This window comes from Martinezella tropici, from assembly GCF_008370325.1.
Taxonomy (GTDB): Bacteria; Pseudomonadota; Alphaproteobacteria; order Rhizobiales; family Rhizobiaceae; genus Rhizobium; species Rhizobium tropici_B.
In genome coordinates, this window is sequence record NZ_VNIP01000006.1 from 598,208 (window position 1) to 624,195 (window position 25,988).

Annotated in this window: 23 protein-coding genes; 12 read left to right on the forward strand and 11 right to left on the reverse strand. The window is 59.2% G+C overall.

All coding sequences use genetic code 11. From position 1 onward, the window contains the following. Positions 1–240: 240 nt before the first annotated feature. Positions 241–1,887 carry an alpha-glucosidase family protein gene (locus tag FP026_RS11305; RefSeq protein WP_149634708.1) on the forward strand — a complete coding sequence of 549 codons (1,647 nt, stop codon included), beginning with the start codon at positions 241–243 and terminating at the stop codon, positions 1,885–1,887. Here FP026_RS11305 and ade read toward each other — a convergent pair whose 3' ends face one another. Next, positions 1,888–3,585, reverse strand: coding sequence for an adenine deaminase (ade, locus tag FP026_RS11310; RefSeq protein WP_188112549.1), 1,698 nt, complete (start codon positions 3,583–3,585; stop codon positions 1,888–1,890). A gap of 95 nt (positions 3,586–3,680) precedes the next feature. Continuing rightward, the gene (locus FP026_RS11315; protein ID WP_149634710.1) at positions 3,681–5,009 is read right to left on the reverse strand and encodes an aspartate aminotransferase family protein; all 1,329 of its coding nucleotides are present in this window, start codon (positions 5,007–5,009) and stop codon (positions 3,681–3,683) included. Here FP026_RS11315 and FP026_RS11320 point away from each other — a divergent pair. Then, positions 5,008–5,202: a hypothetical protein gene (locus tag FP026_RS11320; RefSeq protein WP_149634711.1), complete on the forward strand. Its 195-nt coding sequence runs from the start codon at positions 5,008–5,010 to the stop codon at positions 5,200–5,202. The two genes, FP026_RS11315 and FP026_RS11320, sit on opposite strands and share 2 nt — an antisense overlap. Positions 5,203–5,371: 169 nt before the next feature. On the opposite strand, the gene FP026_RS11325 is transcribed toward FP026_RS11320, so the two are convergent. From FP026_RS11325 to FP026_RS11345, 5 genes are all read right to left on the reverse strand, one after another. Further along, positions 5,372–5,689, reverse strand: a complete 318-nt coding sequence (locus FP026_RS11325) for an ArsR/SmtB family transcription factor (protein WP_004116664.1) — start codon at positions 5,687–5,689, stop codon at positions 5,372–5,374. Between the two features lie 368 nt (positions 5,690–6,057). Next, complete coding sequence (locus tag FP026_RS11330; protein WP_149634712.1) at positions 6,058–6,549, reverse strand: HugZ family protein; 492 nt, start codon at positions 6,547–6,549, stop codon at positions 6,058–6,060. 36 nt (positions 6,550–6,585) lie between these two features. After that, a complete protein-coding gene (gene choV / locus FP026_RS11335; RefSeq protein WP_149634713.1) occupies positions 6,586–7,635 on the reverse strand; it encodes a choline ABC transporter ATP-binding protein in 1,050 nt (349 codons plus the stop codon). Further along, a complete protein-coding gene (choW, locus tag FP026_RS11340) occupies positions 7,632–8,477 on the reverse strand; it encodes a choline ABC transporter permease subunit (protein WP_246665308.1) in 846 nt (281 codons plus the stop codon). The genes choV and choW overlap by 4 nt, the downstream gene beginning before the upstream one ends. Before the next feature lie 178 nt (positions 8,478–8,655). Then, positions 8,656–9,612 (reverse strand): choline ABC transporter substrate-binding protein, encoded by a 957-nt coding sequence (locus tag FP026_RS11345; protein WP_149634715.1) that lies wholly within the window; start codon positions 9,610–9,612, stop codon positions 8,656–8,658. A 231-nt stretch (positions 9,613–9,843) separates the two neighbouring features. On the opposite strand from FP026_RS11345, the gene FP026_RS11350 reads away from it, so the two are divergent. The 4 genes from FP026_RS11350 to FP026_RS11365 all read left to right on the forward strand — a co-directional run bounded on the left by FP026_RS11350 (position 9,844) and on the right by FP026_RS11365 (position 13,324). Continuing rightward, complete coding sequence (locus FP026_RS11350) at positions 9,844–10,425, forward strand: thymidine kinase (RefSeq protein ID WP_149634716.1); 582 nt, start codon at positions 9,844–9,846, stop codon at positions 10,423–10,425. 69 nt (positions 10,426–10,494) lie between these two features. Next, positions 10,495–10,881: a c-type cytochrome gene (locus FP026_RS11355; RefSeq protein ID WP_149634717.1), complete on the forward strand. Its 387-nt coding sequence runs from the start codon at positions 10,495–10,497 to the stop codon at positions 10,879–10,881. 66 nt (positions 10,882–10,947) lie between these two features. Further along, positions 10,948–11,985, forward strand: coding sequence for a hypothetical protein (locus FP026_RS11360; RefSeq protein ID WP_149634718.1), 1,038 nt, complete (start codon positions 10,948–10,950; stop codon positions 11,983–11,985). Positions 11,986–12,184: 199 nt separating this feature from the next. Further along, positions 12,185–13,324, forward strand: coding sequence for a DUF2333 family protein (locus FP026_RS11365; protein ID WP_149634719.1), 1,140 nt, complete (start codon positions 12,185–12,187; stop codon positions 13,322–13,324). Between the two features lie 79 nt (positions 13,325–13,403). Here the strand turns inward: FP026_RS11365 and FP026_RS11370 are convergent, their stop codons facing one another. Continuing rightward, positions 13,404–14,135: a helix-turn-helix transcriptional regulator gene (locus FP026_RS11370; RefSeq protein WP_149634967.1), complete on the reverse strand. Its 732-nt coding sequence runs from the start codon at positions 14,133–14,135 to the stop codon at positions 13,404–13,406. Positions 14,136–14,722: 587 nt separating this feature from the next. Here FP026_RS11370 and FP026_RS11375 point away from each other — a divergent pair. Next, positions 14,723–15,673: a hypothetical protein gene (locus tag FP026_RS11375; RefSeq protein ID WP_149634720.1), complete on the forward strand. Its 951-nt coding sequence runs from the start codon at positions 14,723–14,725 to the stop codon at positions 15,671–15,673. Positions 15,674–15,688: 15 nt separating this feature from the next. Here the strand turns inward: FP026_RS11375 and FP026_RS11380 are convergent, their stop codons facing one another. Continuing rightward, the gene (locus FP026_RS11380) at positions 15,689–16,198 is read right to left on the reverse strand and encodes a TIGR00645 family protein (RefSeq protein WP_149634721.1); all 510 of its coding nucleotides are present in this window, start codon (positions 16,196–16,198) and stop codon (positions 15,689–15,691) included. Positions 16,199–16,364: 166 nt separating this feature from the next. On the opposite strand from FP026_RS11380, the gene FP026_RS11385 reads away from it, so the two are divergent. Next, positions 16,365–18,044 carry a formate--tetrahydrofolate ligase gene (locus FP026_RS11385; protein WP_149634722.1) on the forward strand — a complete coding sequence of 560 codons (1,680 nt, stop codon included), beginning with the start codon at positions 16,365–16,367 and terminating at the stop codon, positions 18,042–18,044. Between the two features lie 178 nt (positions 18,045–18,222). Further along, positions 18,223–19,068 (forward strand): protein-L-isoaspartate O-methyltransferase family protein, encoded by an 846-nt coding sequence (locus tag FP026_RS11390; protein ID WP_149634723.1) that lies wholly within the window; start codon positions 18,223–18,225, stop codon positions 19,066–19,068. Between the two features lie 152 nt (positions 19,069–19,220). On the opposite strand, the gene FP026_RS11395 is transcribed toward FP026_RS11390, so the two are convergent. After that, on the reverse strand, positions 19,221–20,063 hold the full coding sequence (locus tag FP026_RS11395; RefSeq protein ID WP_149634724.1) for an extensin family protein: 843 nt from the start codon (positions 20,061–20,063) through the stop codon (positions 19,221–19,223). 275 nt (positions 20,064–20,338) lie between these two features. Here FP026_RS11395 and FP026_RS11400 point away from each other — a divergent pair, with 275 nt between their 5' ends. Together FP026_RS11400 and FP026_RS11405 are read left to right on the forward strand one after the other, a co-directional pair. Next, positions 20,339–22,570, forward strand: coding sequence for a TonB-dependent hemoglobin/transferrin/lactoferrin family receptor (locus FP026_RS11400; RefSeq protein WP_149634725.1), 2,232 nt, complete (start codon positions 20,339–20,341; stop codon positions 22,568–22,570). Positions 22,571–23,005: 435 nt separating this feature from the next. Continuing rightward, positions 23,006–24,529, forward strand: a complete 1,524-nt coding sequence (locus tag FP026_RS11405; protein WP_149634726.1) for an ABC-F family ATP-binding cassette domain-containing protein — start codon at positions 23,006–23,008, stop codon at positions 24,527–24,529. A 15-nt stretch (positions 24,530–24,544) separates the two neighbouring features. On the opposite strand, the gene FP026_RS11410 is transcribed toward FP026_RS11405, so the two are convergent. Next, positions 24,545–25,444 (reverse strand): LysR family transcriptional regulator, encoded by a 900-nt coding sequence (locus FP026_RS11410; RefSeq protein ID WP_149634727.1) that lies wholly within the window; start codon positions 25,442–25,444, stop codon positions 24,545–24,547. 123 nt (positions 25,445–25,567) lie between these two features. On the opposite strand from FP026_RS11410, the gene FP026_RS11415 reads away from it, so the two are divergent. Next, positions 25,568–25,933, forward strand: coding sequence for an antibiotic biosynthesis monooxygenase (locus FP026_RS11415; RefSeq protein ID WP_149634728.1), 366 nt, complete (start codon positions 25,568–25,570; stop codon positions 25,931–25,933). Positions 25,934–25,988: the final 55 nt, after the last annotated feature.

The following is a 25,988-nucleotide window of genomic DNA, read 5'->3' on the forward strand; positions in this document are numbered from 1 at the left end:
GATCCGCAGGTGACCTGTACGTGCAGGTCAATGCGCGAAGTTATCGAAAGCGACGTCGCTTTCAAGCCCCTAAAAGACGCAGGAGCTTCGTGTGTGAACTTTCATATTGATAATTCTCTAAAATTGATACCGCGAATTTACCCGCCCAGGTAGCCGAGTTTGCCATACGGCTGATTGCAGCTTGCCGCTTGCGGCGGAGTGTGCAAACTGAGGAGGCTGGTGCGATATCGAGGCTGTTTGATGAAATCGACGAATAAAGCGGCGGGAGCCGACTGGTGGCGCGGAGCCGTGATTTATCAGGTCTACCCGCGGTCGTTTCAGGATACGGATGCCAACGGGCTCGGCGACATCAAGGGAATTGCCCGCCGCCTGCCTCATATTGCCGCACTGGGTGTCGATGCGATCTGGCTGGCGCCGTTCTTCACCTCGCCGATGGCCGATATGGGCTATGACGTCGCCGATTATTGCGACGTCGATCCGATCTTCGGCACGCTTGCCGATTTCGACGAGATGATGGCGGCAGCGCATGAGTTGGGGCTAAAGGTCATCATCGACCAGGTCATCTCGCATACGTCGGACCGGCATTCCTGGTTCGTGGAGAGCCGGGCGAGCCGCGACAATCCCAAGGCGGACTGGTATGTCTGGGCCGATCCGAAGCCGGACGGCACGGCGCCGAACAACTGGCTGTCGATCTTCGGCGGCCCTGGCTGGGAATGGGATGGCGTGCGCCGGCAATATTACCAGCACAATTTCCTTACCTCGCAGCCGGACCTGAACTTCCATAATCCGGAGGTTCAGGATGCGGTGCTGGCGGCGGTGAAATTCTGGCTCGACCGCGGCGTCGACGGCTTCCGCCTGGACACGGTCAATTACTATTTCTGCGACAAGAAGCTTCGGGACAATCCGCCGGCGCTCGTCGCAACGGGCGGGCTCGATGCCCCCGAGAGCAATCCTTATGGGATGCAGAACCATCTCTATGACAAGACGCAGCCGGAGAATATCGGCTTCCTGAAGCGGTTCCGTGCATTGCTCGACCAATATGAGGATCGCGCGACCGTCGGCGAAGTGGGGGATGGTGCGCGCTCGCTGCAGACCGTGGCCGCCTATACCAGCGGCGGCGACAAGCTGCATATGTGCTATACCTTCGACCTGCTGGGGCCGGATTTCACCCCGGCGCATTTCCGCCGCTGTGTCGGCGATTTTCAGGATAATGTCGTCGATGGCTGGGTCTGCTGGGCTTTCTCCAACCATGACGTCAAACGCCATGTCAGCCGCTTTGCCGAGACGGAGGAAGAGCAGCCGCGCGTTGCGAAGCTTGCGATCGCGCTGCTATCAACCCTTCGCGGCTCGATCTGCCTCTATCAGGGCGAAGAGCTCGGCTTGCCCGAGGCGGAGCTCGCCTTTGAGGATCTGCGCGATCCTTACGGCATTCGCTTCTGGCCGGCCTTCAAGGGACGCGACGGCTGCCGCACGCCGATGCCCTGGGAAGCCAGCCGCGCCCATGCCGGCTTTACCACCGCCGACAAATCGTGGCTGCCGGTTCCCTATCAGCATGCAGCGCTTGCCGTCGACAAGCAGGAGGCGGACGAAGATTCCGTGCTGCATCACTACCGGCAGACGCTGGCCTTCCGCGCAGAGCATGCCGCCCTGCGCGACGGCGACATGATCTTCCTCGACACCAAGGAAGATGTTCTTGCCTTCACGCGTTCCAAGGGCGACGAGACGCTGCTGTTCGTCTTCAATCTTTCCCGCAAGCCGGTGAAGGTCGCTTTGCCGCAGGACATCAAGCTCGGCAAGACCATCGCCATGCCGGGTTTCACCACCGCCGATGCGGGATCGACGGTGGCGCTTGCAGCACTGGACGTCTATTGCGGCAAGCTCGCCTGATCACCCGATCAGCATGAACTTGTCGACATCGACAAGGCCCCGGTCCGATATCTTCAGATGCGGGATGACGGGCAGGGGCAGGAAGGCAAGCTGCAGGAAGGGCTCTTCCAGCGTCGCGCCCAGGGCATAGGCCGCCTGGCGCAAATGGTGCAGCGTATCGCGCACGTTTTCATAGGGCTCCAGGCTCATCAGCCCGGCGATGGGGAGCGCGATCTCGCCGGTGACGGCGCCATCCTCGACGACGACGAAGCCGCCATTGATCTCGCTCAGGCGATTGGCGGCAAGCGCCATGTCGTCCTCGTTGACGCCGACGACGCAGATATTGTGGCTGTCATGGCCGACGGTGGAGGCGATCGCGCCCTTCTTCAGCCCGAAACCCTGGACGAAGCCGTTGGCGTGGTTGCCGTTCTTGCCATGCCGTTCAATGACAGCGACCTTGATGATATCGTTGCCGAGGTCGATATCGGTCTGATTGCCCTTGGCGGGCAGGTGATGGCGGCGATGTTCGGTGATGATCTTGCCTGGTGTCACGCCGATGACGGAACTTTCACCCTCGCTGACCGGCACGCCGAAGTCGGCCGCGTTGATCGGGCGGGCCTTGACGCTGTCGAGGCCGACGGCGGCGACGGAATTGCGGGTTGCGAAGAGCTCGGCCGTCACCTTTCTGCCGGCGGAAAAGACGATCTCGGCCTTGCAGTTCTCGAGGCTGTCGATGACGACGAGATCGGCGCGCCAGCCGGGCGCCACCAGGCCGCGATCGCGCAGGCCGAAGGCGTGGGCGGCGGAGATTGACGCGGCGCGATAGATCGCCAGCGGCTCGACACCATGGGCGATCGCCGTGCGGATCATGTAATCGAGGTGACCCTGTTCGGCGATATCGAGCGGATTGCGGTCGTCTGTGCACAGCGCCAGGTAAGGTGACAGGCGCTCCGTGATAACAGGCATCAGCGCGTGCAGGTCCTTGGAGACGGAGCCTTCTCGCACCAGCACATGCATGCCCTTGCGGATTTTTTCCAGCGCCTCTTCTGCCGTGGTCGATTCATGCTCCGTGCGGATGCCGGCCGAGAGGTAACCGTTGAGGTCGTTGCCGCGCAGCAGCGGCGCATGGCCGTCGATATGGCTGCCCTGGAAGGCTTCGAGCTTCGCCATGCAGACGGGATCCTTGTGGATTACCCCGGGAAAGTTCATGAATTCGGCAAGGCCGATCACCTGCGGATGGTTGCGGAAGGGCAGGAGCTTCTCGATCGGCAGATCGGCGCCGGAGGTTTCCAGATGCGTTGCCGGCACGCAGGAGGAAAGCTGGACGCGGATATCCATGATGGTTTCCAGCGAACAGTCGAGGAAGTAGCGAATGCCTTCGGTGCCGAGCACATTGGCGATCTCATGCGGATCGCAGATGACTGTGGTCACGCCGTAGGGCAGGACGCAGCGGTCGAATTCGAGCGGGGTCACCAGCGAGGATTCGATGTGGAGGTGCGTGTCGATGAAGCCCGGCACGACGATGCGGCCGGCAATATCGATCTCTTCCCGACCCTGATAATCGCCGCAGGTGCCGACGATACGGTCGCCGCAGATGGCGATATCCGAGGCAACCAGCTCTCCCGTCACCAGATCGAAGAAGCGTCCGTTCTTGAGAACGATATCCGCAGGCTCCCGGCCGACGCCCTGGTCGATATAGCGTTCGAGTTTGGTGGTCATGTTCATTCCTCGCATATGGATCGCCCCTCATGCCTGTTCTTTTGCTGATGCAAAAGGGGGCGTGAGGGGCGCAGATATTTATTCGAGCTTATGCCTCAGATATTATTCTGCAAGATCTCTCTCAGCTTGCCGAAGAGCTCGTCGATGTGATGCTTCTCGATGATCAGTGGCGGTGAAAGCGCGATGATGTCGCCGGTGGTGCGGATCAGTAGGCCCTTCTCATAGGCTTTCAGGAAGGCGGTGAAGGCGCGTTTGGTGGGTTCGCCGGCGATGGGGTCGAGCTCGATCGCGCCGATCAGGCCGGTGTTTCTAATGTCGATGACGTTCGGGCAGTCCTTGAGGGAATGCAGGGCATCGGCCCAGTAGTCGGAAAGTTCCGCCGCGCGGGTGAGCAGGCCTTCTTCCTTGTAGGTGTCGAGCGTCGCAAGCGCCGCGGCAGAGGCGATCGGATTGCCGGAATAGGTGTAGCCGTGGAAGAACTCGATCATATGCTCGGGTCCCTGCATGAAGGCGTCATGGATCTCCGAGGTGACGAAGACCGCACCCATCGGGATGACGCCGTTGGTCAGGCCCTTGGCGGCCGTGATCATGTCCGGCTTCACGTCGTAATATTGCGCGGCGAAGGGGGTGCCGAGGCGGCCGAAACCGGTGATGACCTCGTCGAAGATCAAGAGGATGCCGTGCTTGGTGCAGATTTCGCGCAGCTTCTGCAGGTAGCCCTTCGGCGGAATGAGGACGCCGGTGGAGCCGGCAACCGGCTCGACGATGACGGCGGCGATAGTGGAGGCGTCATGCAGCGTGACGATGCGCTCCAGCTCGCTTGCGATATCGCCGCCATGCTCGGGCTCGCCGTGCGTGAAGGCATTCTTGCCGGGAACATGCGTGTGGGGCATGTGGTCGACGCCGGTCAGCAGCGTGCCGAACATCTTGCGGTTGGTGACGATGCCGCCGACGGAGATGCCGCCGAAATTGACGCCGTGGTAGCCGCGCTCGCGGCCGATAAGGCGGAAGCGCGAGCCGTTGCCCTTCACGCGGTGATAGGCGAGCGCTACCTTCAGGGCCGTCTCGACCGACTCCGAACCGGAATTCGTATAAAGGACGTGATCCAGCCCCTCAGGCGCGATGTCGACGAGGCGGTTCGCGAGCTCGAAAGCCTTGGGGTGGCCGAGCTGAAAAGCGGGGGCGTAGTCGAGCTCGCCCGCCTGCTGGCGGATCGCTTCGGTGATCTTCGGGCGGCAGTGTCCGGCATTTACGCACCACAGGCCGGCGGTTCCATCCAGAACCTGGCGGCCGTCGTGGGTGGTGTAATACATGTCCTTGGCGCTGACGAACAGGCGCGGTTCCTTCTTGAACTGGCGGTTGGCCGTAAACGGCATCCAGAAGGCGCGCAAATCATTAGGCGTGGCATTCAAACGGTCCGACATGCTGTTCTCCAACGGCCATTCGGGGGCCATTTTCCCGATCGCGGCGCTGCGCCACGTGATTATATTTACTGCCTGGTCAAATTATCAGCCGGCCTTTTTGCGTCAAGGTAAAGATGGCGCCGAAAGAGGGGAGAGGCTGCGGATCAAGGGCGGGATCGATGGACGCGAAGGCGCAGCCTGTCCGACAGGCTGAAGCGCGCCGGCGCGGCTTCCTTGGTGCAGATACGAAAAAAGCTGGCAAGTCCGAGGACTTGCCAGCTAAAAATGTTAAAACACCTGGTAATGAAAGCAAGTCGATCTTTCGGGGTCTTTAAGTGTCCCCACGGATCGTTCGTCGGCAGACGCAGAGCTCTTGAAAGCCCTTAAGCAGCCGATCTACTTTTTTCCGGCTCACAATAAATGTCTTCCAGCGTTTCAAGAACCCGAATGACGGATTCCGATGTGCTGGAGTAGTAAATCGTTTGAGCATCACGGCGCGTCTTCACCAGCTTCTGAGCGCGCAGCTTCGAAAGATGCTGGGAGAGCGCTGACTGGCTTAGTCCGACCTGATTGGCCAAAACGCCAACAGGAACTTCGCCTTTAACAAGACTGCAAAGGATCAAAAGACGCTTTGGGTTCGCCATTGCTGATAGTAATGCTGCCGCAACATTGGAGTGTTCGGCCAAATTTCTTGTCTTCATGTGTTAATCTTCCCAATGCGGAGCGTACATCAGAAATTGTGCTGTTTTTAAACCGGCACCTAACCGATATCTAACAATACCAAGACGGGTCGAAGATTGTATATACCTAAATTTAAGGTATCGAGTATGCTATTTTAGGTATGTCTGTATGACGTCGCGGCGATAGCGCAAAAGGCGCTTGACGTGCCCTCCACGGCCCGAATTAGCCCAAAATAGGTCGATTATAGTCGTTCCGGATCGCAAATATGCCAATTTTGGTCACAACCGGGTTGCATTCTACCAATAATGGTCGATGGCATGCGGAGCCGTCCACCTACTAATTCTCGCACTATTGTATGATTTTATCGTCGGCCGATTTTGCTCTCGGCTCAAGGCATCATCAGGTCATTCGAGGACAAAATGTAGGCCTTTCCGAAGCCGCCGTTCAGGCTGGCGTCGAGCGGAACGAGGCGAAAGAAGCAGAAATCCGGAAAGTCGATATAGAGCTGGGACTTCGGGTGACGATCGAGGAAACGGCCCCGAATGCGTTCATGCGCTTCGCCTTGCCGGTCGATGCGCTGTGTGGCGCATCGCACGGTCAAGCGAGGATGGGCGAGGGGATCGCCCTTGCCTGGTTCACCGAAAAGCACCGAAGCACGCGGGTCCTTCCCCAAAGCCTTGGTATGCGAGGAAAGGCCGGAGACGAGAATGACCGGAACGCCGTCGGTATCCATCGCAATTAGAACGCGGCTCACCGAAGGAAAGCCGTTTTCAGGGTCGATGACGGCAAGCGCCGCATGCGCCGCCGTATGCATGAGATCGCGCGCCTGTTTGCGCGCGTCCCCGTCCGTTTCCCTGATCACCGATGGCTTATCGCTCATGAACTGCTCCGTGGATCGGGGAGCAGCCGTGAACGGCTACTCCTTACGCCGGTGGCTGGTGAGGCCGGCCACCACATCTTGCGCCGAGATCGTTCCGATAATCGTGCCGTTGTCAACGACGCCGATATTACCTGGCTGCCGCGTCAGAGCGTCGAGGATATCGACCAGCGGCGTGGCGGCGGTTGCCGTGGCGGTGACGGAGCCGCCGTTGGCGGAATGGCCGACGCCCTGCTGCATGACGTCACGTGCCGTCAGCATGCTGATCGGGTTCATATGCTGCACGAAATCGGCAACATACTGATCGGCCGGATTCTTGACGATCTCCTGCGGCGTTCCGCACTGGATGATGTGCCCGCTTTCCATGATGGCGATGCGGTTACCGATGCGGAATGCCTCGTCCAGGTCATGGCTGACGAAGAGGATGGTGCGTTTGAGGCGGCGCTGAAACTCCAGAAGCTCGTCCTGCAGGCGGGTACGGATCAAGGGGTCGAGCGCGGAGAACGGCTCGTCCATGAGCAGGATCGGTGCGCCGGTCGCAAAGGCGCGGGCAAGGCCGACGCGCTGCTGCATGCCGCCCGAGAGCTCGTTGACCTTGCGATTGGCCCATTGCGTGAGATTGACGAGCTGAAGCTGCTCGTCGACGCGCTTCTTACGCTCAGCATCCGGCACGCGGGCAAGCTCGAGCCCGAAGCCGACATTGTCGGCGACCGTGCGCCAGGGCAGAAGCGCGAACTGCTGGAACACCATGGAGACGGTATGCATGCGCAGATCGCGCAGGGCCTTGGGGCTGCAGGTGTAAGGGTTGATCGGGCCGTTCTTGGTATTGACGACGACATCGCCGCGCACGACCGGCGCAAGGCCGTTGACGGCGCGCAGCAGCGTCGATTTCCCCGAGCCCGAGAGACCCATGAGCACGAGGATTTCGCCTTCCTCGATCTCCAGCGAGGCGTTGGCGACGCCGAGCACCATGCCGGTTGTCTTGCCGATCTCATCGCGGGATTTGCCCGCGTCAACGAGTTTCAACGCGGCATCGGGGCGATCGCCGAAGATGATGCTGACATTCTTGAAGCCGACAGCGACGGTCATGAGCGATCTCCTTCGCCGGGGGCACGGAACATGCGGTCGAGAATAATCGCCAGAATGACGATGCAGGCGCCGGAATCGAAGCTCTTGGCAACGTTGACGCTGTTCAGCGCGCGCAGAACCGGCACACCAAGGCCCGGCGCGCCGACGAGCGCGGCGATCGAGACCATGGAGAGTGACAGCATGATGGTCTGCGTCAGGCCGGCCATGATCTGCGGCGTGGCGAAGGGTAGCTCAACCTTGCGAAGCACTTGCCGTGGCGTCGCGCCGAAGGATTCGGCCGCCTCCACCAGTGAAGGCGGTGTGGAAATGATGCCGAGGCGTGTCATGCGGATCGGAGCGGGAATGGCAAAGACGACGGTGGCGACCAGACCCGGCACCATGCCGAGGCCGAGCAGGATCATTGCCGGCACCAGATAGACGAAGGTCGGAATGGTCTGCATCAGGTCAAGGATCGGTCGCATGAAGGCATAAAGCCAGGGGCGCCGTGCTGCCGCGATCCCGAGAGGCACGCCGACGAGCATGCTGACGAAGGTGGAGGCCAGCACCAGCGCGAGCGTTTCGGTCGTTTCCTTCCAATAACCCTGGTTGATGGTAATGAGCAGGCCGATGAATGTCAGGGCCGTGACCGCAACGCTGCGGCGCATCCAATAGGCAATGGCGGCGAAGACGACAACGACGATCAGCGGGTGTGGTACCTGCAGCAGGAACAGCAGAGCTTTGATCACATGTGCGACGACGAAGGAAAGACCGTCGAAGAACCATGTGACGTTGGTCGTCAGCCAATCGACGGCGGCTTTGGCCCACGGCCCGATGGGAATGCGGTAATCGGTTAACCAGTTCACGTCTTTGCCCACGATTGGGGGCGGCGTTTCCGATTGTTACGTATGATGCCGGAGGTGCCGCCGAAGAATAACGGTCTGTCACGCCACGCGGACGACTGTCCTGGAGTGGCGGGACGCGAAGCAAGCAGTCCATCCAAGGAAGAGAAAGGGGCGGTTTAGCCGCCCCTCCGTCTACCCGTTACAGGCCAAACTTGGCCTTTACCGCCGCCAGGGCGTCACCGCCGTCCTTGGTGGTGACGCCGGCAAGCCAGGGTGTGACTGCGGCCGGATTGGCCTTCAGCCATTCCGTGGCAGCCACTTCCGGATCCTTGCCGTCATTCAGGATCTTGCCCATGATTTCGTTTTCCATAGGCAGCGAGAAGACGAGATTCTTAACGAAGGCGCCGACGTTCGGGCATTCCTGCAGGTAGCCGGCCCGGACATTGGTGTAGACGGTTGCGCCGCCGAAGTTCGGTCCGAAGACGTCGTCCCCACCGGTGAGATAGGTCATCTTGTAGGTGGTGTTCATCGGGTGCGGTGCCCAGCCCAGGAAGATGATCGGCTTGCCTTCCTTGTCGGCACGGGAAACCTGCGCGAGCATGCCCTGTTCGGAGGATTCAACCACTTCGAAGCCTTTGAGGCCGAAGGTGTTCTTGTCGACCATGTCGATAACCAGGCGGTTGCCGTCATTGCCCGGCTCAATGCCGTAGATCTTGCCGTCGAGATCATCCTTGTGGGCGGCGATGTCCTTGAAGTCCTTGATGCCGAGCGCGGCACCCTTTTCGTTGGTCGCCAGCGTGTACTTGGCGCCTTCCAGGTTGGGGCGGACGGTTTCTACCGACTTGTCGGCGGCGAACGGCTTGATGTTCTCAGCCATGGAGGGCATCCAGTTGCCGAGGAAGACATCGATGTCCTTGTTCTTGAGGGATTGATAGGTCACCGGCACGGCGAGCACCTTGACGTCGGTGTCGTAGCCAAGCGCCTTCAGGAGGATGGAGGCAGTGGCCGTGGTGGAGGTGATGTCGGTCCAGCCCACATCGGCGAAATGCACGGTGCTACAGCTTGCCGGCTCGGCGGCGGAAGCGGCTGTGGCGCCGAGTGTCAGTGCGGAAAGAGCTGATGCGAAAGCGAATGCAGTAAGGGTCTTTTTTATCATTGCGTGACTCCCAGTCCAACGTTCCCAAGCAACCATCAATAACCGACATTTTCAAGCGACCACAGTGTATTTGCGGCGGTTTAAGGGGGCTGATTGCGACGCCTGCATTTTTCAGCCGATCGTTTTCAGAGCATTCGCCGCAAACCTGTCGCTCCTGAATCCTGTGGTTTTTGCCGTGGATATCTTTCTTTATCATCTCGCAGCACCCATGAAGCATTCAAGGAGAATGTCATGGCCAAGCTCTATTTCCATTATTCGACGATGAATGCCGGCAAATCGACCATGCTGCTGCAGGCGGCCTATAACTATCAGGAGCGCGGCATGCGCACCGCCGCCTTCATTGCTGCTCTCGATGATCGTGCCGGCCGCGGCACGATCGCCTCCCGCATCGGCCTCACGATGGACGCTATACCGTTCGAGACCGGCGATGATCTCTATGCCTTGGTCGAAGACATGCATGCCAGCGAGCCCCTGAACTGCGTCTTCGTCGATGAAGCTCAGTTCCTGACGCGCGAGCAGGTGTGGCAGCTCGCCCATATCGTCGATCGCCTCGACCTGCCGGTCATGGCCTATGGGTTGCGTACGGACTTCCACGGACGCTTGTTTCCGGGATCGCAGGAGCTGCTGACCATCGCGGACGAATTGCGCGAGGTGCGGACGATTTGCCATTGCGGCCGCAAGGCGACGATGGTCGTGCGGCTGGATGCCGCCGGCGAGGTCGTGCGCGAAGGCGCGCAGATCGAGATCGGCGGCAGCGACAAATATGTCTCGCTCTGCCGCCATCATTGGGAAGACGCGATCATCTGCGAGTGACGTGCCGTCATTCCGCCATGTGCCGGGCATGTGGCCGGCATGACGAGCGGGAGTTTAATCGGGGGGACGATGAAACTGCTTTGCTTGGCGCCGGCCGTCATCATGCTTGCCGCGGCGTCCTCGGCGCTTGCTGACGGAGATGCGGTTGCGGGCGCCACCGTTTTCAGGAAATGCGGCGCCTGCCATACGGCGACCGCGCCTGAAAACCGCGTCGGGCCCTCATTAATGGGTGTTGTCGACCGTCCCGTCGCAAGGGTGCTCGACTATGCCTATTCGCCGGCGATGAAGGCCTTCGGTGCCGATGGCAAGGTTTGGGACGAGGCCCTGTTGCGGAAATACCTGCAAGGGCCGCAATTCCTGGTCAAGGGCGTCAGGATGGCGTTTCCGGGCCTCAAGAGCGAGAGAGATCTCGACAATCTGATCGCCTATCTGAAAAATCCCGCCGCGGCGCAATAGTTCTTTCGAGCATTTTCTTCGCCGGTGGAAGAGGTTAGTCTCATTCCCAGACTAGGGGAGAGATGCATGGTCAGACCTCATTCCTTCGACGGCATGCTCGACAAGGCAAGCGCGACACTTGATGACGCCGTCAACGGCGCAAACGCGGCCGTCGCGACGCTGGCCGGCCATGCCAGGGGTGAGGGGCGCAACGACGCCATCAACTTTCCCATGGAGGAAGTGCTGGTGCGCGAGGCGGTCGAGCTGCTCGACCGCTGGAAATCGCTCTCGTCGTCGCTGGTGAAGGAGCTCGATCGCGCAACGCAAGAGGCCGATCTGCAGCATCGACGGTTGTTCGACGAGAAGATCGGCCTTGAAAATGCGAGCCTACTCGGCAGAAAGCTGGCGCGCGGGCCTGCGAAGCCTCAGACTATCATCATCGAGCTCGAAGCGGTTCTTGATGTTTCGGCCGAACTCGATCTCCTTTTCAAACAGGCAAGGCCCGCCTTGTCGCGATGCTTTCATGATTGCGAGCTCCATCTCGAAGGCGTGATCGAGCATCGGCGGAAACTCGATTTCGATATTGAGGAGGTGCAGCGCCGGGCCGATGCCCTGACGGCGAAACTCATGTACCAGCGGCGTAATCGTCCTTCCTCGCGCCATGCCGATTTGCAATCCGACTTTTTGCAATCCGATTTGGAGACGGATTATGGCGATCTGCTCGCCGAGCAGGACGATATTCGGCGACAGGAGGCCGGTCTTCAGTCGGGGCGAATGGCCGGGCAGCGCCTGATCGATATCTATGAGGGCCTGGCCGCTTCCCTTAATGTTCAGATTGCCGCCGTCAGCGCCATGGCAGCCAAATCGGCTGTTGATATCGAGCAACGGATCGCCTTGCTCAAGGCGTTGGCGTCAAGCACGGATAGGCCTGCAACAGTGGCTGCGCGAACGGCCGCGGTCGAGAACTTGATCCGGGCCTTCGAGGCAAATGTACTGGCCGGGCAGGATTTGGCCGCGCGCAAGGCGCATGTCGATGCCGTGTTCACGAGGCGGCTGGAGCCTCACCTGCCGCCCATGGCCGAAGATGCGGGTGAAACTGCCGACGACACGCAACCGGAGGGATGAATTCTGTCCGGCATCGAAAATTCGGTGCAGACGGTTGTTGTTTTTCTCAAGAACACATATTTGCTGGAACGCGAATGGCGATAAGGCCCTATCCTATGAAAATCGAAAGCGATTTTCGGAAGGGCCGGTGCGCAGGTTCAGTGTGGTGCGTCCTTCGCGTATGGGCAGGATGCGCGGTTGCGGTTTAGGAGGCGTGTCCATGCTTGACTCGATCACAGCGTTCTTGAAGCGGATCTGGGCCGCCATCACACGATGGCTGGGCCTGGTTTTCGTCGGGCTCGCATGGCCGTTTCTTGCCGCGCGCGGCTGGTATCGCCACGGCAACTGGCTGATCAAGCTGCCGGTCGTCGCTTTCGTAACGCTGCTGGCGGTGCTTTACATCTATTTCATCTGGCAGACGCAGATCTGGTCCGGGTTCAATCCGTCCTATCCCGAGGTCTATAAGTTCTCCGAACGCAAATTCTCCGCCGGAGAGGAATTGCCGGCGGCGCAAGGGCAGCAGGCTGCGGCTGTGGCGCCAAAAGCGTGCCAAACCTCGGCAGTCGTGGATGTCGCCGCCGATCTTACCGATTTCAACGTCAACCAGAATGCCTGGATCTCCTCGATGCTGCTCTACAAGCTGGGGTTCTTCAGCATTTCATGGGACGATACGCCTTTCCTCGACAACAAGGCGTCCTTCCAGAGAGGCGTAAACTCGGTGGTTCGCCGCACCTCGGCGGAATTGGTCGATACGATCGGCCGCGTGCGCGGGACTTCCGGGATCAACGGCGATCTGCAAAAGGCGCGCGGCAACCTGCAGTTCGACGAATCGAGCTGGTATTTCGGTCTGCATCCGTTCGGGCCGAAAACGCCAACCCCGAGCTATTATCGCGCCGCGATCATCAATCTGCGCAACTTCAATACCGATCTCAGCAACTGCAAGGCGGTTTTCGACGGACGCGCGGACAATCTCCTGCAGTTTCTCGACCATGTCGCCGGCGACCTTGGCAGCACGGCAAATATCCTGGCGGACCGATCGCAAAACTACAGCTATGGGTGGTTCGACATGCGCGCGGACGATCGGTTCTGGTTTGCCTATGGCCAGCTTTATGCCAATTACGGCATTCTGAGCGCGGCCGGCGCGGATTTTCAGCAGGTGATCGCGGAACGCAACGTCGGCAGGCTCTGGAACGATACGCTCGGGATGTTGCAGACGGCGCTCCGCATTCAGCCGATGATCATCTCCAACGGCCGCGAAGACAGCTCATTCATGCCAAGCCACCTTGCGACGATGGGCTTCCACATCCTGCGGGTACGTTCGAACCTCGTCGAAATCCGCACGGTGCTGGGCGGCCGCTGAGTGCGGAGTGGTCTTCCGTCCGGAATGGGTAAAACAAGAAGATAGAACGCTGGCGCGATCTGAAGAAAGCAAAAGTGCTTTAGCTGATCAACTTGAGGCGGATGGCCTTGGCGACGAGCTGCGTGCGATTGACGCAATCGAGCTTCTTGATGGCGTTCATCATATAGGCATTGACCGTATGGTCGGAGAGGGAAAGGATCTGGCCGATTTCGACCGAGGTCTTGCCCTGGGCCGTCCAGCGGACCACTTCGAGTTCGCGGGCCGAGAGCGAATGCGGCACGGCGCTATCGCTGCGTTTCAGGCAATTATAGGAATCCAGCGCCTGCAGCATGATCAGGGTGAGCTCATTGATTTCGCTCTGACCGAGACTGTTGCGGTTCCCCATGAACCAGAAGAGAAGACGCTGTCCATCCGGTGAATTGACCGGAATGATCACGCTCATCGGGCAATTGTGGTTGAGCAAAAGCGTATGGAGCTCGCGCGGAAGATCGCTGTCGAGCTCGATGTCTTTTTCCAACAGATGCCAGGAGCGTGGCAGCACCGAGTCCCGCGTGCGCAGCAGCATTGGGCAGCGCCGCACCAGCTGCTGACGATCGAAATCACGCACGAATTGCGCCGGCACGGTGCCTTCGATCAGCAGCGGCGTCATCATGGTATCGTCTGGAACCGGGGCATTCATGAAAGCCATGTAGCTGAAGCCGAAAGCCAACCCCGCCTGCTCCAGCGCCAGCGCAAACGCTGTTTGTGTCCGAGCAGTAGCGAGCTCGGCAGAAAGCAGCAATTGTCTCTCGGCGGTGATGATATAGGACATATAGGTTGAAGCGCCCACAGCGTGTTATCGTTATCAAATACCGGATTTATGAGTGAATGCTAGACGCAAAAATACCACAGGACCAGAAATAATTTCATTTTCATATATTTTAATATTCAGACGTGTGGAGTTACATAAATCTTCGCCCAAAATGAGCATTAAGCGCAAAAAAAGCCGTTCCACTGACCGTATTACGACGGCGCTGTACATATGCGGGTGTCACGGTGTCAAGGATGGAGCCCCGAGGAGGGTATCGGAATAGCAAAAATCCATCTGTATCGACGCTTCAGATGCCACGACGGCGCCCGCCTAAGGGTCGCGATTTGATACAGGAGGTGGCGTCCTGCATCGCGATATTTGCCGCCTAAGTATTGCGACGAACGGAAGAGCAAATTGAAATGACGCCTGCACAATATGCATGTATGGCCGTCTGCTTCCATCTTGCAGCGGTTCTCCGGCGTGCGGTTTTCGCCGCTCGGGACTGGCCGTTTTCGCAAATGATGCGGCATTGCGCCGGCATGCCTTGCGAAGGCCCAAAGCGGTTGCTATCCGTCTTGCCAAAGCAATCGCTTCCAGGCGTATACCTCATGAATTTTCGTTTTTTCCCGCAGCTTGCGGTGCGGTGCTGCAGAACGGTGTTGTGGATTGTCACGGCCGTTTCGCTTCTGCTCGTTGCGCCCGCCTTTGCCGAAGCGGCGGGTGCCACCGGCGGCACGCCGATGCGCTTCCTGCTTGTCCACGGCGAGATGGGCCAATGCCGCGCCGAAAACACGTGTCCGGACTGGATCTCCGCCGAGGGTCAGATCATGCCCGACACGCCGAGGAAGCTGCAGAAATTCCTGAAGCAGATCGGCAATCGGCGATTGCCGATCGTCGTCAGTTCGCCGGGCGGCGATGTCAAGGCGGCGATGGAGATGGCGCGTGCCATCCGCAAACAGAAGTTTTCGATCGCTGTCGGCCGCACCCGCTCGCGGGCATGCCCCTATGCCGAACCGATCTGCCCGGCAGCCCTTGCCGAGGACGGCTCGATCAAGGGACAGGTCTTTTCCGCAGACGCGATCTGCTTTTCGGCATGCCCGCTGTTTTTCGCGGGCGGTGTCCAGCGTGTTTCCAGCCCCTTCGCATTGCTGGGCGTTCACCAGATCACCACGACCTATAGCGAGGTGCGAGTTCAATATCGCACCGAATATGAAATGGTGGATGGCAAGCGCAAAGTGCTTTCCAAGAAGGAGATCGGGCGAAAATTCGTCGGCAAATACGACACGACGAAGCTCGACAAGGCGCAGCGGACACGGCTGATCCGCTTCCTAGACAAGATGGGCGTCGACGAGGGACTTGTCGATGTGATGCTTGGAACCGAGCCGAGCGGAATCCATCTGGTGTCGCAGATGGAGGCGCTGAGGCTGAAATTGACGACGGAGCTTGCAGATGCGGACGCGCTGGTTTCCGCGCGCAATTGCGGGGATGGGCAATCGATCTCCGATTGTGCCGCACCGCCGCCGCCGATGACCAGCGCCTCGGCTATGGCCGGCAAATAGCCGCGGCTTTCAGCGTCAGGCGTCCTTGGCTTTGCTTTTCGCCATGATCCTTTCCAGAAGGCCCAGCAGTACCGCCGAAATGACGAAGGCGAGATGGATGATGGTGAACCACATCAGCTTGGCGTTGTCATATTGAGTGGCGTTCAGGAATATCTGCAGCAGATGGATCGAGGAAATGGCGACGATCGAGGAGGCGACCTTGATCTTGAGGCTGCCTGAATCAAGCTTGCCGAGGAAGGAAACCTCGTCTTCGGCTTCATCGAAGCGGCTGACGAAATTCTCGTAACCGGAAATCATCACCATGACGATCAAGCTCGCCACCAGGGCGGCGTCGATAAGGCCGAGGATCGCCAGGATCATGTCGGCTTCGTCATAGACCAGCACGTTGATCGCGACCTTGCAGAACTTATAGGCGAATGACACGGCGTAGACGGCGAGCGAAGCGGCAAGACCGAGATAGAAGATCAGCAGAAGCCAGCGACTGGAGAGAATGATGCGCTCGACCAGCAATTCCAGGGACTTCATATCTTTTCCTTCTTTCTCGATTGCATTTGGAAGCCGAAAATGGGCATGTCCCTGTCCCGCGACAAGGCGGCGTGTTTCGCAGAGGACAGTATGCCGTTGCTATTCACACTTGATACGTATTGGTTTATCCCGACAGGGAAATGACCGTGTGTTTGGGGCGAATCTAATGGCGGCGGTGGCATCGGATATCGAAATCGCTCGTGCGGCGAAGAAACTGCCGATTATCGAGATCGGCGCCAAGCTCGGCATTCCCGCGGAAGATCTCGCGCCCTACGGCTACGACAAGGCAAAAATCGGTGCCGGGTTTATCGCATCGCAAGCCGACAAGAAGGATGGCAAGCTGATCCTCGTCACGGCGATCAACCCGACGCCGGCGGGCGAGGGAAAGACCACCACGACGGTCGGCCTCGGCGATGGCCTGAACCGTATCGGCAAGAAGGCTGTCGTCTGCGTGCGCGAGGCATCGCTCGGCCCCTGCTTCGGCGTAAAGGGCGGGGCGGCCGGCGGCGGTTACGCGCAGGTCATTCCGATGGAGGACATCAACCTTCATTTCACTGGCGATTTTCATGCGATCACCTCGGCCCACAATCTGCTTGCGGCGCTGATCGACAACCACATCTATTGGGGCAACGAGCAGAATATCGACCTCAGGCGCATCACCTGGCGCCGCGCGATGGATATGAACGACCGCGCATTGCGCGATATCGTGTCCTCGCTGGGTGGTGTCGCCAACGGTTTTCCGCGCGAGGGCGGCTTCGACATCACGGTTGCTTCGGAGGTCATGGCGATCCTCTGTCTTTCCTCGGATCTCAAGGATCTAGAAAAGCGGCTCGGCAATATCATCATCGGTTATCGCCGCGACCGCACGCCCGTCTATGCTCGCGATCTGAAGGCCGATGGCGCCATGGCGGTGCTTTTGAGGGATGCGCTGCAGCCGAACCTCGTACAGACGCTGGAGAACAATCCGGCGCTCGTGCATGGTGGCCCTTTTGCCAATATCGCGCATGGCTGTAATTCGGTGATCGCGACGCGCACGGCGCTCAAGCTTGCCGATTATGTGGTGACGGAAGCCGGCTTCGGCGCCGATCTTGGCGCCGAGAAATTCTTCGACATCAAGTGCCGGAAGGCCGGTCTTTCGCCGGATGCGGCCGTTATCGTCGCGACCGTGCGGGCGCTGAAGATGAACGGCGGCATCAAGAAGGACGATCTCGGCAAGGAGAATGTCGATGCCCTCGTCAAGGGCTGCGCCAACCTCGGCCGGCATGTCGCCAATGTCCGCAAATTCGGCGTGCCTGTCGTCGTGGCCATCAATCATTTCGTCTCCGACACCGAGGCCGAAATCGAGGCACTGAAAAATTATGTCGCGCGGCTCGGCGCCGAGGCGATCCTCTGCCGGCATTGGGCCGAGGGCTCGGCGGGGATCGTCGATCTCGCGCATAAGGTGGTGGAGCTCGCCGAATCCGGCCAGGCGAAATTCCAGCCGCTCTATCCGGACAATCTCTCGCTGTTGGAGAAGATCGAGATCGTCGCCTCGAAGATTTATCATGCCGGCGAGGTCACGGCCGACAAATCCGTCCGCGATCAGCTCCGGTCCTGGGAGGACCAAGGTTATGGACACCTCCCGGTCTGCATGGCGAAGACGCAATATTCCTTCACGACCGATCCGAACATTCGCGGCGCCCCAGAAGGCCACATAGTACCCGTTCGCGAAGTGCGTCTCTCGGCCGGTGCGGGCTTCGTCGTCGTCATTACCGGCGAGATCATGACCATGCCCGGCCTGCCGAAATCACCCTCGGCCGAAAGAATTTTCCTCAATGATCATGGCTACATAGAGGGACTGTTTTAAGTTCAGACTCAGATTCAACTGAGGTCGTTTGAACCCAAGGATCTCTGCCGCTCCGACACCACCTGCAGCAGATTGCGATGCCGTTCGAGGGAGAAAAACCGCGTGTTCGCTTGACGCCACAGGCAACAGGATCGACAACAGGCATCGATGTCATCGCATGGAAGAGCGGAGTCAGATCGTGACTGCAGACAGCCGTGCCAGCTTGGACGATATACGCGCTTTCCATGCGAAAATGATGGCGGCCGCCAGCAACTCGGCGGATGAAAGGCTGGAGCAGGCCTTCCGCCGGGTGCCGCGCGAAGCCTTCATGGGGCCGGGGCCCTGGCAGATCGTGCTCAAGGGACGCTATCTCGAAACTCCGAGCAGTGATCCCGCCTTTCTCTATCAGAATGTTTTGGTCTCCCTGGACAAATCGAAGGGCATCAACAATGGCGAGCCGTTTCTCCATGCCGCCTTCCTGGGTGCCGTGGCGCCCCAGCCCGGCGAAACCGTCGTTCAGATCGGTACGGGGACGGGATACTACACCGCCATTCTCTCGACGCTGGTGACACCGGGCGGGCACGTCCATGCCATCGAGATCGATGAGGCATTGGCCGGCCGCACGCGAGACAACCTCGCCTCCTATAAAGACGTTTCCGTCATCTGCGCCGATGCGACTTCGTTCGAGCTTCCGGATACGGATCTGATCTATGTGAGTGCCGGCGTGGTGGCGCCGCCGAAGTCATGGCTGCAGGCGTTGCGACCCGGAGGCCGGCTTATCGTGCCCTGGCAGGCGAACGAGAAAGTCGGGCTTGCCGTTCTGATTACGCGAGAGGATATCGGGTTCAGCGCTCGCGCTTTGATGCCCGCTTATTTCATTCCATGCATCGGTGCATCGGATCCGGCCCGATCCATTAGAATCCCGAATGGCGGTGAGGCTCGGTCCATCCAGTCTATTTGGCTGACCGAGCAGCGCGCGCCCGATGAAACAGCGATTGCGATCTACCGGGACGTCTGGTTCTCGAATGCCGGCATCGGAGCATGATCGGGCCGGGATTTTGACGATGGTCGAACCATCGATTGATCGGTGTGTTTCTAGAGCATTTCCGCTTTTCTTCGAATCGCGAAAACGCTCTATCTCCTTATTTCCCAACGCATTCCGGACGGAAAACCGCTCCGCACTTTCCTGAAATTGCTCTAGTGGCAGTAGCGGAAGCCGCCACTCCTTTCAATGACATCGAGATGGAAATGCGTTTCGTGCGCCGCATCGCTCTCCGGGTCGAGGACGGTGGTGAAATAGAGGCAGGCGGAGGCGCTGGCTGCGCGCTGGAACGCGCCCGTCAGCGTCGGATCTTCGCGCCGAGGCTCGATTGCGATGGTTTTGCCGTTTTCGAAGGTAAAGCTTGCGACATCGATGGCGTTGCCGCGGGCATGTTCCGAGATCTTGCCGGTGGAGGCATTGTTGCGCAGGCGGCAGATATAGGTCGAGGCCTGATTGATGGTGGCGATCTTGCCGTTGTCCAATGCGGCGGCTGATGGAATGACGCTATCCTTCATCCATTGGGCCAGGGCCAGGGCCGCTTCGCAGCGCATCGTCCCTTGAGGCTTGAACTCGATTCCCGGCAGCGGCGAAGCAAGCGAGATCGGCTTGTCGATGCCGCAGCCGTTGCCGTCGTCAATGCGGGGGATTTCCTTGAAGATCGCTCCCATTGCGGTCAGTTCCTTCACGCATGCCTGATGTTCCTCGTCCGGCTCGGAAGCGACGGTCAGGGGCGGGCGAGGGGGGCCTTGCATTTCGCCCGTCGTCTGCTCCTCTGGCGGAGTTGCCGGGTTTTCCTCCGGTTGGGCACTTGGTTTTTCCGCCGGAACAACAGGTTTGTCCGGAGATGTTGCGGGCTTCTCCGCCGGGATCGGCGGTGTGCCGCCCGGCTGAGCCTGTTCCTGATCCGGCTTTTGTTCTGGTATCGGGCCAGTCTGGGGAAGAGAAGCGGCCATGAGTACAATGACGGCAGAGGTTAGTGAAATGGTTCTAAACAACATCAAGTAAATCAGCCAATCCTAATGATGATGTCATTAGAACGCTTGATGTCGCCATTTCGTTGCAATTCAGCAACGTTTGTTCCCTGTCTTTAAACATGACAATTTTATTCATGATTCTGCTGGCGGGATATATTGACAATAATAGTCATGTTTTTTATGCGGCAGAAAGAAGGCGGAATATTTCCGTCTCATTAACAAAACTGACCTAGCCAGCCCCTTGCCTGCATTCGACGCAGCAACCAGCCAGCCCGGTGAAGCCTTCGAAAGGAATGGTTATGGTTGTCCCGCGCTCTCGCTCGGCTCTTTTGGCATGCACCGCATTTGTCGCCCTCGGGTTGGCGACGACATCTCTTGCTCAAACAGCCGCTCAAAATGAAGACGCGGCGGGTGAAGCCGCCAAGGGCGATCGCGTTACCAACCTGAAACCGATCGTGGTGAAGGGGAAGGGCAAGGCGAACAAGGACGTGCTCGCCGACTCCCCGACCGCCAGCGAGACGACGGCGAAGGAGATCGACGACAAGCAGATCACGCGCATCGAGGATCTCGGCCGCAGCACGGAGGTTGGCGTCGGCTTTAACCGCACCACTGGCGGCGTCAACATTCGCGGTCTCGGTGACGACCGCGTGCTGACGACGGTCGACGGCATCCAGATTCCTTTTCTTCTCGATGCGTCCCGCGACTCCGATGGTGGCATTAACAGCTTCGATTTCAACGCGCTTTCCAGCGTCGATGTCGTGCGCGGCGCCGATTCCAGCCGTGCCGGTTCCGGGGCTCTCGGCGGAGCCTTCGTGCTGCGCACGCTGGAGCCGGAAGATCTGATCACTCCCGGCTCCACCTGGGGCGGCGTCTTCAAGTTCGGTTATAACGGCGACGATCGGAGCGTCGGCGGTGCAGCAGCCGTTGCCAAGCGCATCGACAATACGGCTGTTCTCTTCCAGGGCGGCTACACGCACGGTCATGAGCTTGAGAACAATGGCGATGTCGGCGGCTATTCGACCAAGCGTAGCGAGGCCAATCCGGCCGACTACAATCAGAGAAGCGGCCTGTTCAAGATCCGCCAATATACCGACATCGGCACCTTCGGCATTACGGCAGAGCACTACAACAAGGATAAAGACACGGATTTGATGACCCTGCAGAGCCCGACCGGAAACTTCCGGCCCGGCAACTACAATGGGACAGACAATATCGAGCGCAATCGCGTGTCGCTCGATTACAAATATGAAGCCGATAGCGCCGATTCGCTGCTTGATACTGCCAATGCCGTTTTCTACTGGCAGAATCTCGTGCGTGAAACCGGTACCGCAGGTTACAGGTACACTTCGGTTATCGGCGACTATTCCCGCCTCAATGAAATGGAAGACCGCAGCATCGGCTTTAGCGGCAACGCGTCGAAGTCTTTCGACACGGGCAGCCTGCATCACCAGGTCACTTTCGGTCTCGATGTCGCCTTCGACAAGGTTCATCAGTATTCAGCCGGTAAGGATAGTTGCAGCAACCCGCGTTGGCGCGCTACGTGTGCATTCCTGCATACCAACCAGTCCGACATGCCCGATGTCGACGGCAAGCGCATCGGCGCCTTCATCGACGACAAGATCGAGTTGGGTTCCAGCAATTTCTATCTGACGCCGGGCTTGCGCTTCGATTGGTATGATTACTCGCCGAAGAACACGGCTGCCTATCGTGACAGCGCCAACTACGATGGCCTGCCGTCCGGCCAGTCCGACAGCCGCTTCTCGCCGAAGCTGCGCGCATCCTATCAGCCGCAGGACAATGTCGAACTCTATGCGCAGTGGGCGATGGCCTTCCGTGCGCCTAACGTCAGCGAACTCTACGTGAACTACGGCGTGCCCGGCGGCTACGTCAACATCGGCAATCCCAACCTGAAGCCCGAGACCAGCAATGGCATCGAGATCGGCACCAATCTCGGCGATGACGATTTCGGCGGCCATGTCGGCGCCTTCTACAATAAGTACAAGAACTTTATCGACACGCTGAACTATCGAGATCCGACCGGCACCTATCCGCTTGGGATTACCGAATACTTCAATCGCGCCAACGTCCGCATGTTTGGTGTCGAGGTCAACGCGCACAAGAAATTCGATAACGGTATCCATATCAAGGGGGCCGTCGCTTATGTAAACGGCAAGGACTCCGATACCGGCCAATGGATCAATTCCGTCGCTCCGGCCAAGGCCGCCTTCACCATCGGTTATGCGACCGAAGTCTGGGGAACGGACTTGACCTTCATCACCGCGGCGCGCGAGGCGAAGAAGACGGGCGATACCCTGCAGACCCCTGCCTATGGTATCTTCGATCTGACCGCCTGGTGGGAACCGGAGCAGGTGAAGGGCCTCAGCATTCGCGGTGGCGTCTACAACATCTTCAACAAGACCTATTACGACGCTCTCAACGCGCCGTCCTACAGCGGTACGCTAACCCAGCCTGCTTCCTATTATTCCGAGCCAGGCCGGACCTTCAAGCTGACACTGACGCAGAGGTTCTGAGCCGCTACGTCGATGCCGCAAACTTGGATGCAGCAAATTTGGGCGATGCTTCGGTATCGCCTCTTTTTTGCTCTCTCGCGTGGCATCGGACGATCTGCGCAATTGTAAATGGCAGCGTTCGATGCTATTCGAGCAACGCAGTCTTTAACCGTCGAGAGAAAAGAGAGGAGGACCGTATGACCAAAATAGTCTGGCATATTCGCCAGTTCGGTCCGACTCATGCCCTGCAGATGCGTTTGCAGGGCTGATCAGAGGCTGTTACTCACTCATTCCTTCTGGTCTGCCCATTGGGCGACGTAAGCCTGTGCATTTGCACGGCCGCGTCATGACATGTTTTCGAGCATTGGCCCGCTTCGGGCCATCGACATCGGTATAGCGCGGCAAAAGGAGTCGCCGGCGATGTCTTGAGATGCTCGATCGAGACCGGAAAAGACCATGACTCTGATCAATCTCCGCAATCTTGGCGTCACTATGAGTGCGCCATTGTTTTCCAATCTCAACTTCACCGTGGATGCCGGCGATCGCGTCGGCATCGTCGCCGCGAACGGACGCGGAAAAACCACGCTGCTCAACTGCATCGCGGGCAGGCAGGAGCCGACGACGGGCGATATCACCCGCAGCCGGGGTTTGCGCGCCGGCTATGTCGAACAGAATGTGCCGGCGAACCTCCTCCAGGTTTCCTTTTATGAGGCCGTCCTTCAAGCCTTGCCCAAGGAGCAGACGGAGAGCGAGAGCTGGCGCGTCGACGTCACTCTCGATTCGCTTGATGTACCGGCGGCGATGCGGGAGAGGACGCTGGCTCAGCTCAGCGGCGGCTGGCAGCGGCTTGCCATGCTTGCCCGCGTCTGGGTGACCGAGCCCGACGTGCTGCTGCTGGACGAGCCAACCAACCATCTCGATCTCGCCAAGATCGCACTGCTGGAGGACTGGCTGAACGCCTTGCCGCGGGACGTGCCCGTCATCATCGCCAGCCACGACCGCGCCTTCCTCGATGCTGTCTGCAGCCGGACCCTGTTCCTGCGTCAGGACCAGCCGCAGACCTACGCCTTGCCATATAGTCGGGCGCGTGCGGCGCTGGACGAGGTCGATGCCTCGGATGAGCGCCGTTACCAGAAGGAGATGAAGACGGCGCAGCAATTGCGCAAGCAGGCGGCCAAGCTCCACAATCTCGGCGTCAATTCCGGCAGCGATCTCCTGACGGTGAAGACGAAACAATTGAAGGCTCGGGCCGAGAAGCTGGAGGATAGCGCGAGGCCGGGCTACCGCGAGCATTCTTCCGGCTCGATCAAGCTCGCCAATCGCGGCATCCACGCCAAGGTGCTTCTGACGCTGGAGGATGCCTCGGTGGCGACGCCTGATGGCACGCTGCTGTTCAAGACGGGCCAGCAGTGGATTTGCCAGGGCGATCGCATCGTCCTGCTCGGGCAGAATGGCGCCGGCAAGACGCGGTTCGTCGAGATGATCCGCAGGGCGATTGCCGATCCGTCCGGCGGCGGCGCAATCAAGCCGACGCCGTCTCTGGTGCTTGGTTATAGCGATCAGGCGCTCTCCAATCTCGGTCAGAAGGACACGCCGCTCGGCATGATCACGCGCCTGTTCGAACTCGGAGAGCAGCGCGCCCGCACGCTGCTGGTCGGTGTCGGGATCAACATCGACATGCAGAACAAAGAGATCAGCCGCCTGTCGGGCGGGCAGAAGGCGCGGTTGGCGATGCTGGCGCTGCGGCTGACCAATCCCAACTTCTACCTGCTGGACGAGCCGACCAATCATCTGGATATCGACGGCCAGGAGGCGCTGGAGGGCGAGCTGACGGCAAATGAGGCAAGCTGCCTTCTCGTCTCGCACGACCGTAATTTCGTGCGATCGATTGGCAATCGCTTCTGGCTGATCGACCGGAAGCGGCTGGTCGAAGTGGATGGTCCCGAGGAGTTCTTCGAAGCCGCCAGAGCGCAAGTGTAGACGAGGACGGAATCTTCAGGCGGCCAACTGACCCGAAAACAGATTGGCGGCCATGAAATCCACGAAGACCCGTATTTTTGGAGAGAGATAGCGGCTTGTGGGCCACAATATGCGGAAGATGCCTGTCTTCGCGATATGCTCTTCGAGCAACGGCAGAAGCCTGCCGTCGGCGATTTGTGCGCTGACGGCAAAGGGCGGCAAGCATGTTATGCCGAAGCCGTTCTCGGCGAGATGGATGAGCGGCTCGATGGTGCTGGCGATCGTCGTCGTCGGCAAGGCGAGCCGCAACTCCTCCCCATTGCGCACCAGAGGCCACGGCTCCAGCTTGCCCGTGCTGGGATAGCGGTGATGCAGGCATTTGTGCTGAAGCAGGTCTTCGGGTGCAAGCGGGGTTCCTTCCGCTTTCAGATAGTTGGGTGCGGCGACGATTTGAAAGCGGAATGTGCCGAGCTTGCGGCTCATCAGCCTCGTATCCCTGACGTCGCCGGTGCGGATGACCGCATCGAATCCCTCCTCGATCACATCGACCAGCCGGTCGGTAAAATCCAGATCCAGCGTGATATCGGGATAGGTGCGCATGAAGGCCGATATCGCCGGCATCAACAGCATTCCGGCCAAGGGGAGGCTGACGCGCAGATGGCCGCGGGGAGCCGCATGTGATTTCGAAAGCTCCGCCTGAGCCGTATCCAGCTCGGAGATAATGCGCCGGCAAGTGTTGAGAAAGTAGCTGCCTTCTTCGGTCAAGGTCATGCTTCGGGTCGAGCGGTGAAAGAGGCGGACCCCCATCTCCTGTTCCAGACGGGCGATGGCCTTTCCGACGGCGGAGCTGGAGAGGCCAAGCCGTCGCGCGCCTGCAACGAAGCTGCCGCCTTCCGCTGTCTGCACAAAGATGCCGAGCGTTCCAAGCTTATCCATCGTCGCTCCAATTGCGGAATATAATTCCGATCTTATGAGAATATCGGATCATTTATCCGCTATCTCAATCCCGATATCCAGTGCCGGCGCGGCAATGACGCCGCTTTTCCAGAGGGAACCGTAATGGATACGAACTCCGCACATTTCATCGCCCAGCCGCAGCCGACCACCTTCATCGTCAATGTCATCCACGTTCATCCCGGCAAGCAGGAAGAAGCCTTCCGGGTGATCCAGGATGTCGTTCACTATGTCGCCGAACGGAAGGAAGGATTCCTCTGGAGCAATCTCGCCAAGAGCACGGACGGTCCGACGGTTGTGAATATCGAAGCCATCAAAGGCGCCGGCAATGTCGACGAATTCTTCTCCGATCGGGTCTTTGTCGAGAAATTCCGCAGGCTCGACGACGTTTCGACAAGCGAATTCCATACCTACACCGTTGGCGATCTGGTTCTGCCGAAGCTCGGCCATTCCGAAAGTGGTCGCGTCTAGCGATGCCTTAATCGATCGCAGGCGGAGACTGCTTTCCCATACCGGAAAACTTTCC

What these genes read in the sequence shown, in the direction of transcription:
- FP026_RS11305 (WP_149634708.1), top strand. Translation starts at nt 241, where the DNA reads ATGAAATCGACGAATAAAGCGGCGGGAGCCGACTGGTGGCGCGGAGCC.
- ade (WP_188112549.1), bottom strand. Translation starts at nt 3,585, where the DNA reads ATGACCACCAAACTCGAACGCTATATCGACCAGGGCGTCGGCCGGGAG.
- FP026_RS11320 (WP_149634711.1), top strand. Translation starts at nt 5,008, where the DNA reads ATGCTGTTCTCCAACGGCCATTCGGGGGCCATTTTCCCGATCGCGGCG.
- FP026_RS11315 (WP_149634710.1), bottom strand. Translation starts at nt 5,009, where the DNA reads ATGTCGGACCGTTTGAATGCCACGCCTAATGATTTGCGCGCCTTCTGG.
- FP026_RS11325 (WP_004116664.1), bottom strand. Translation starts at nt 5,689, where the DNA reads ATGAAGACAAGAAATTTGGCCGAACACTCCAATGTTGCGGCAGCATTA.
- FP026_RS11330 (WP_149634712.1), bottom strand. Translation starts at nt 6,549, where the DNA reads ATGAGCGATAAGCCATCGGTGATCAGGGAAACGGACGGGGACGCGCGC.
- choV (WP_149634713.1), bottom strand. Translation starts at nt 7,635, where the DNA reads ATGACCGTCGCTGTCGGCTTCAAGAATGTCAGCATCATCTTCGGCGAT.
- FP026_RS11345 (WP_149634715.1), bottom strand. Translation starts at nt 9,612, where the DNA reads ATGATAAAAAAGACCCTTACTGCATTCGCTTTCGCATCAGCTCTTTCC.
- FP026_RS11350 (WP_149634716.1), top strand. Translation starts at nt 9,844, where the DNA reads ATGGCCAAGCTCTATTTCCATTATTCGACGATGAATGCCGGCAAATCG.
- FP026_RS11355 (WP_149634717.1), top strand. Translation starts at nt 10,495, where the DNA reads ATGAAACTGCTTTGCTTGGCGCCGGCCGTCATCATGCTTGCCGCGGCG.
- FP026_RS11360 (WP_149634718.1), top strand. Translation starts at nt 10,948, where the DNA reads ATGGTCAGACCTCATTCCTTCGACGGCATGCTCGACAAGGCAAGCGCG.
- FP026_RS11365 (WP_149634719.1), top strand. Translation starts at nt 12,185, where the DNA reads ATGCTTGACTCGATCACAGCGTTCTTGAAGCGGATCTGGGCCGCCATC.
- FP026_RS11370 (WP_149634967.1), bottom strand. Translation starts at nt 14,135, where the DNA reads ATGTCCTATATCATCACCGCCGAGAGACAATTGCTGCTTTCTGCCGAG.
- FP026_RS11375 (WP_149634720.1), top strand. Translation starts at nt 14,723, where the DNA reads ATGAATTTTCGTTTTTTCCCGCAGCTTGCGGTGCGGTGCTGCAGAACG.
- FP026_RS11380 (WP_149634721.1), bottom strand. Translation starts at nt 16,198, where the DNA reads ATGAAGTCCCTGGAATTGCTGGTCGAGCGCATCATTCTCTCCAGTCGC.
- FP026_RS11385 (WP_149634722.1), top strand. Translation starts at nt 16,365, where the DNA reads ATGGCGGCGGTGGCATCGGATATCGAAATCGCTCGTGCGGCGAAGAAA.
- FP026_RS11395 (WP_149634724.1), bottom strand. Translation starts at nt 20,063, where the DNA reads ATGTTGTTTAGAACCATTTCACTAACCTCTGCCGTCATTGTACTCATG.
- FP026_RS11400 (WP_149634725.1), top strand. Translation starts at nt 20,339, where the DNA reads ATGGTTGTCCCGCGCTCTCGCTCGGCTCTTTTGGCATGCACCGCATTT.
- FP026_RS11405 (WP_149634726.1), top strand. Translation starts at nt 23,006, where the DNA reads ATGACTCTGATCAATCTCCGCAATCTTGGCGTCACTATGAGTGCGCCA.
- FP026_RS11410 (WP_149634727.1), bottom strand. Translation starts at nt 25,444, where the DNA reads ATGGATAAGCTTGGAACGCTCGGCATCTTTGTGCAGACAGCGGAAGGC.
- FP026_RS11415 (WP_149634728.1), top strand. Translation starts at nt 25,568, where the DNA reads ATGGATACGAACTCCGCACATTTCATCGCCCAGCCGCAGCCGACCACC.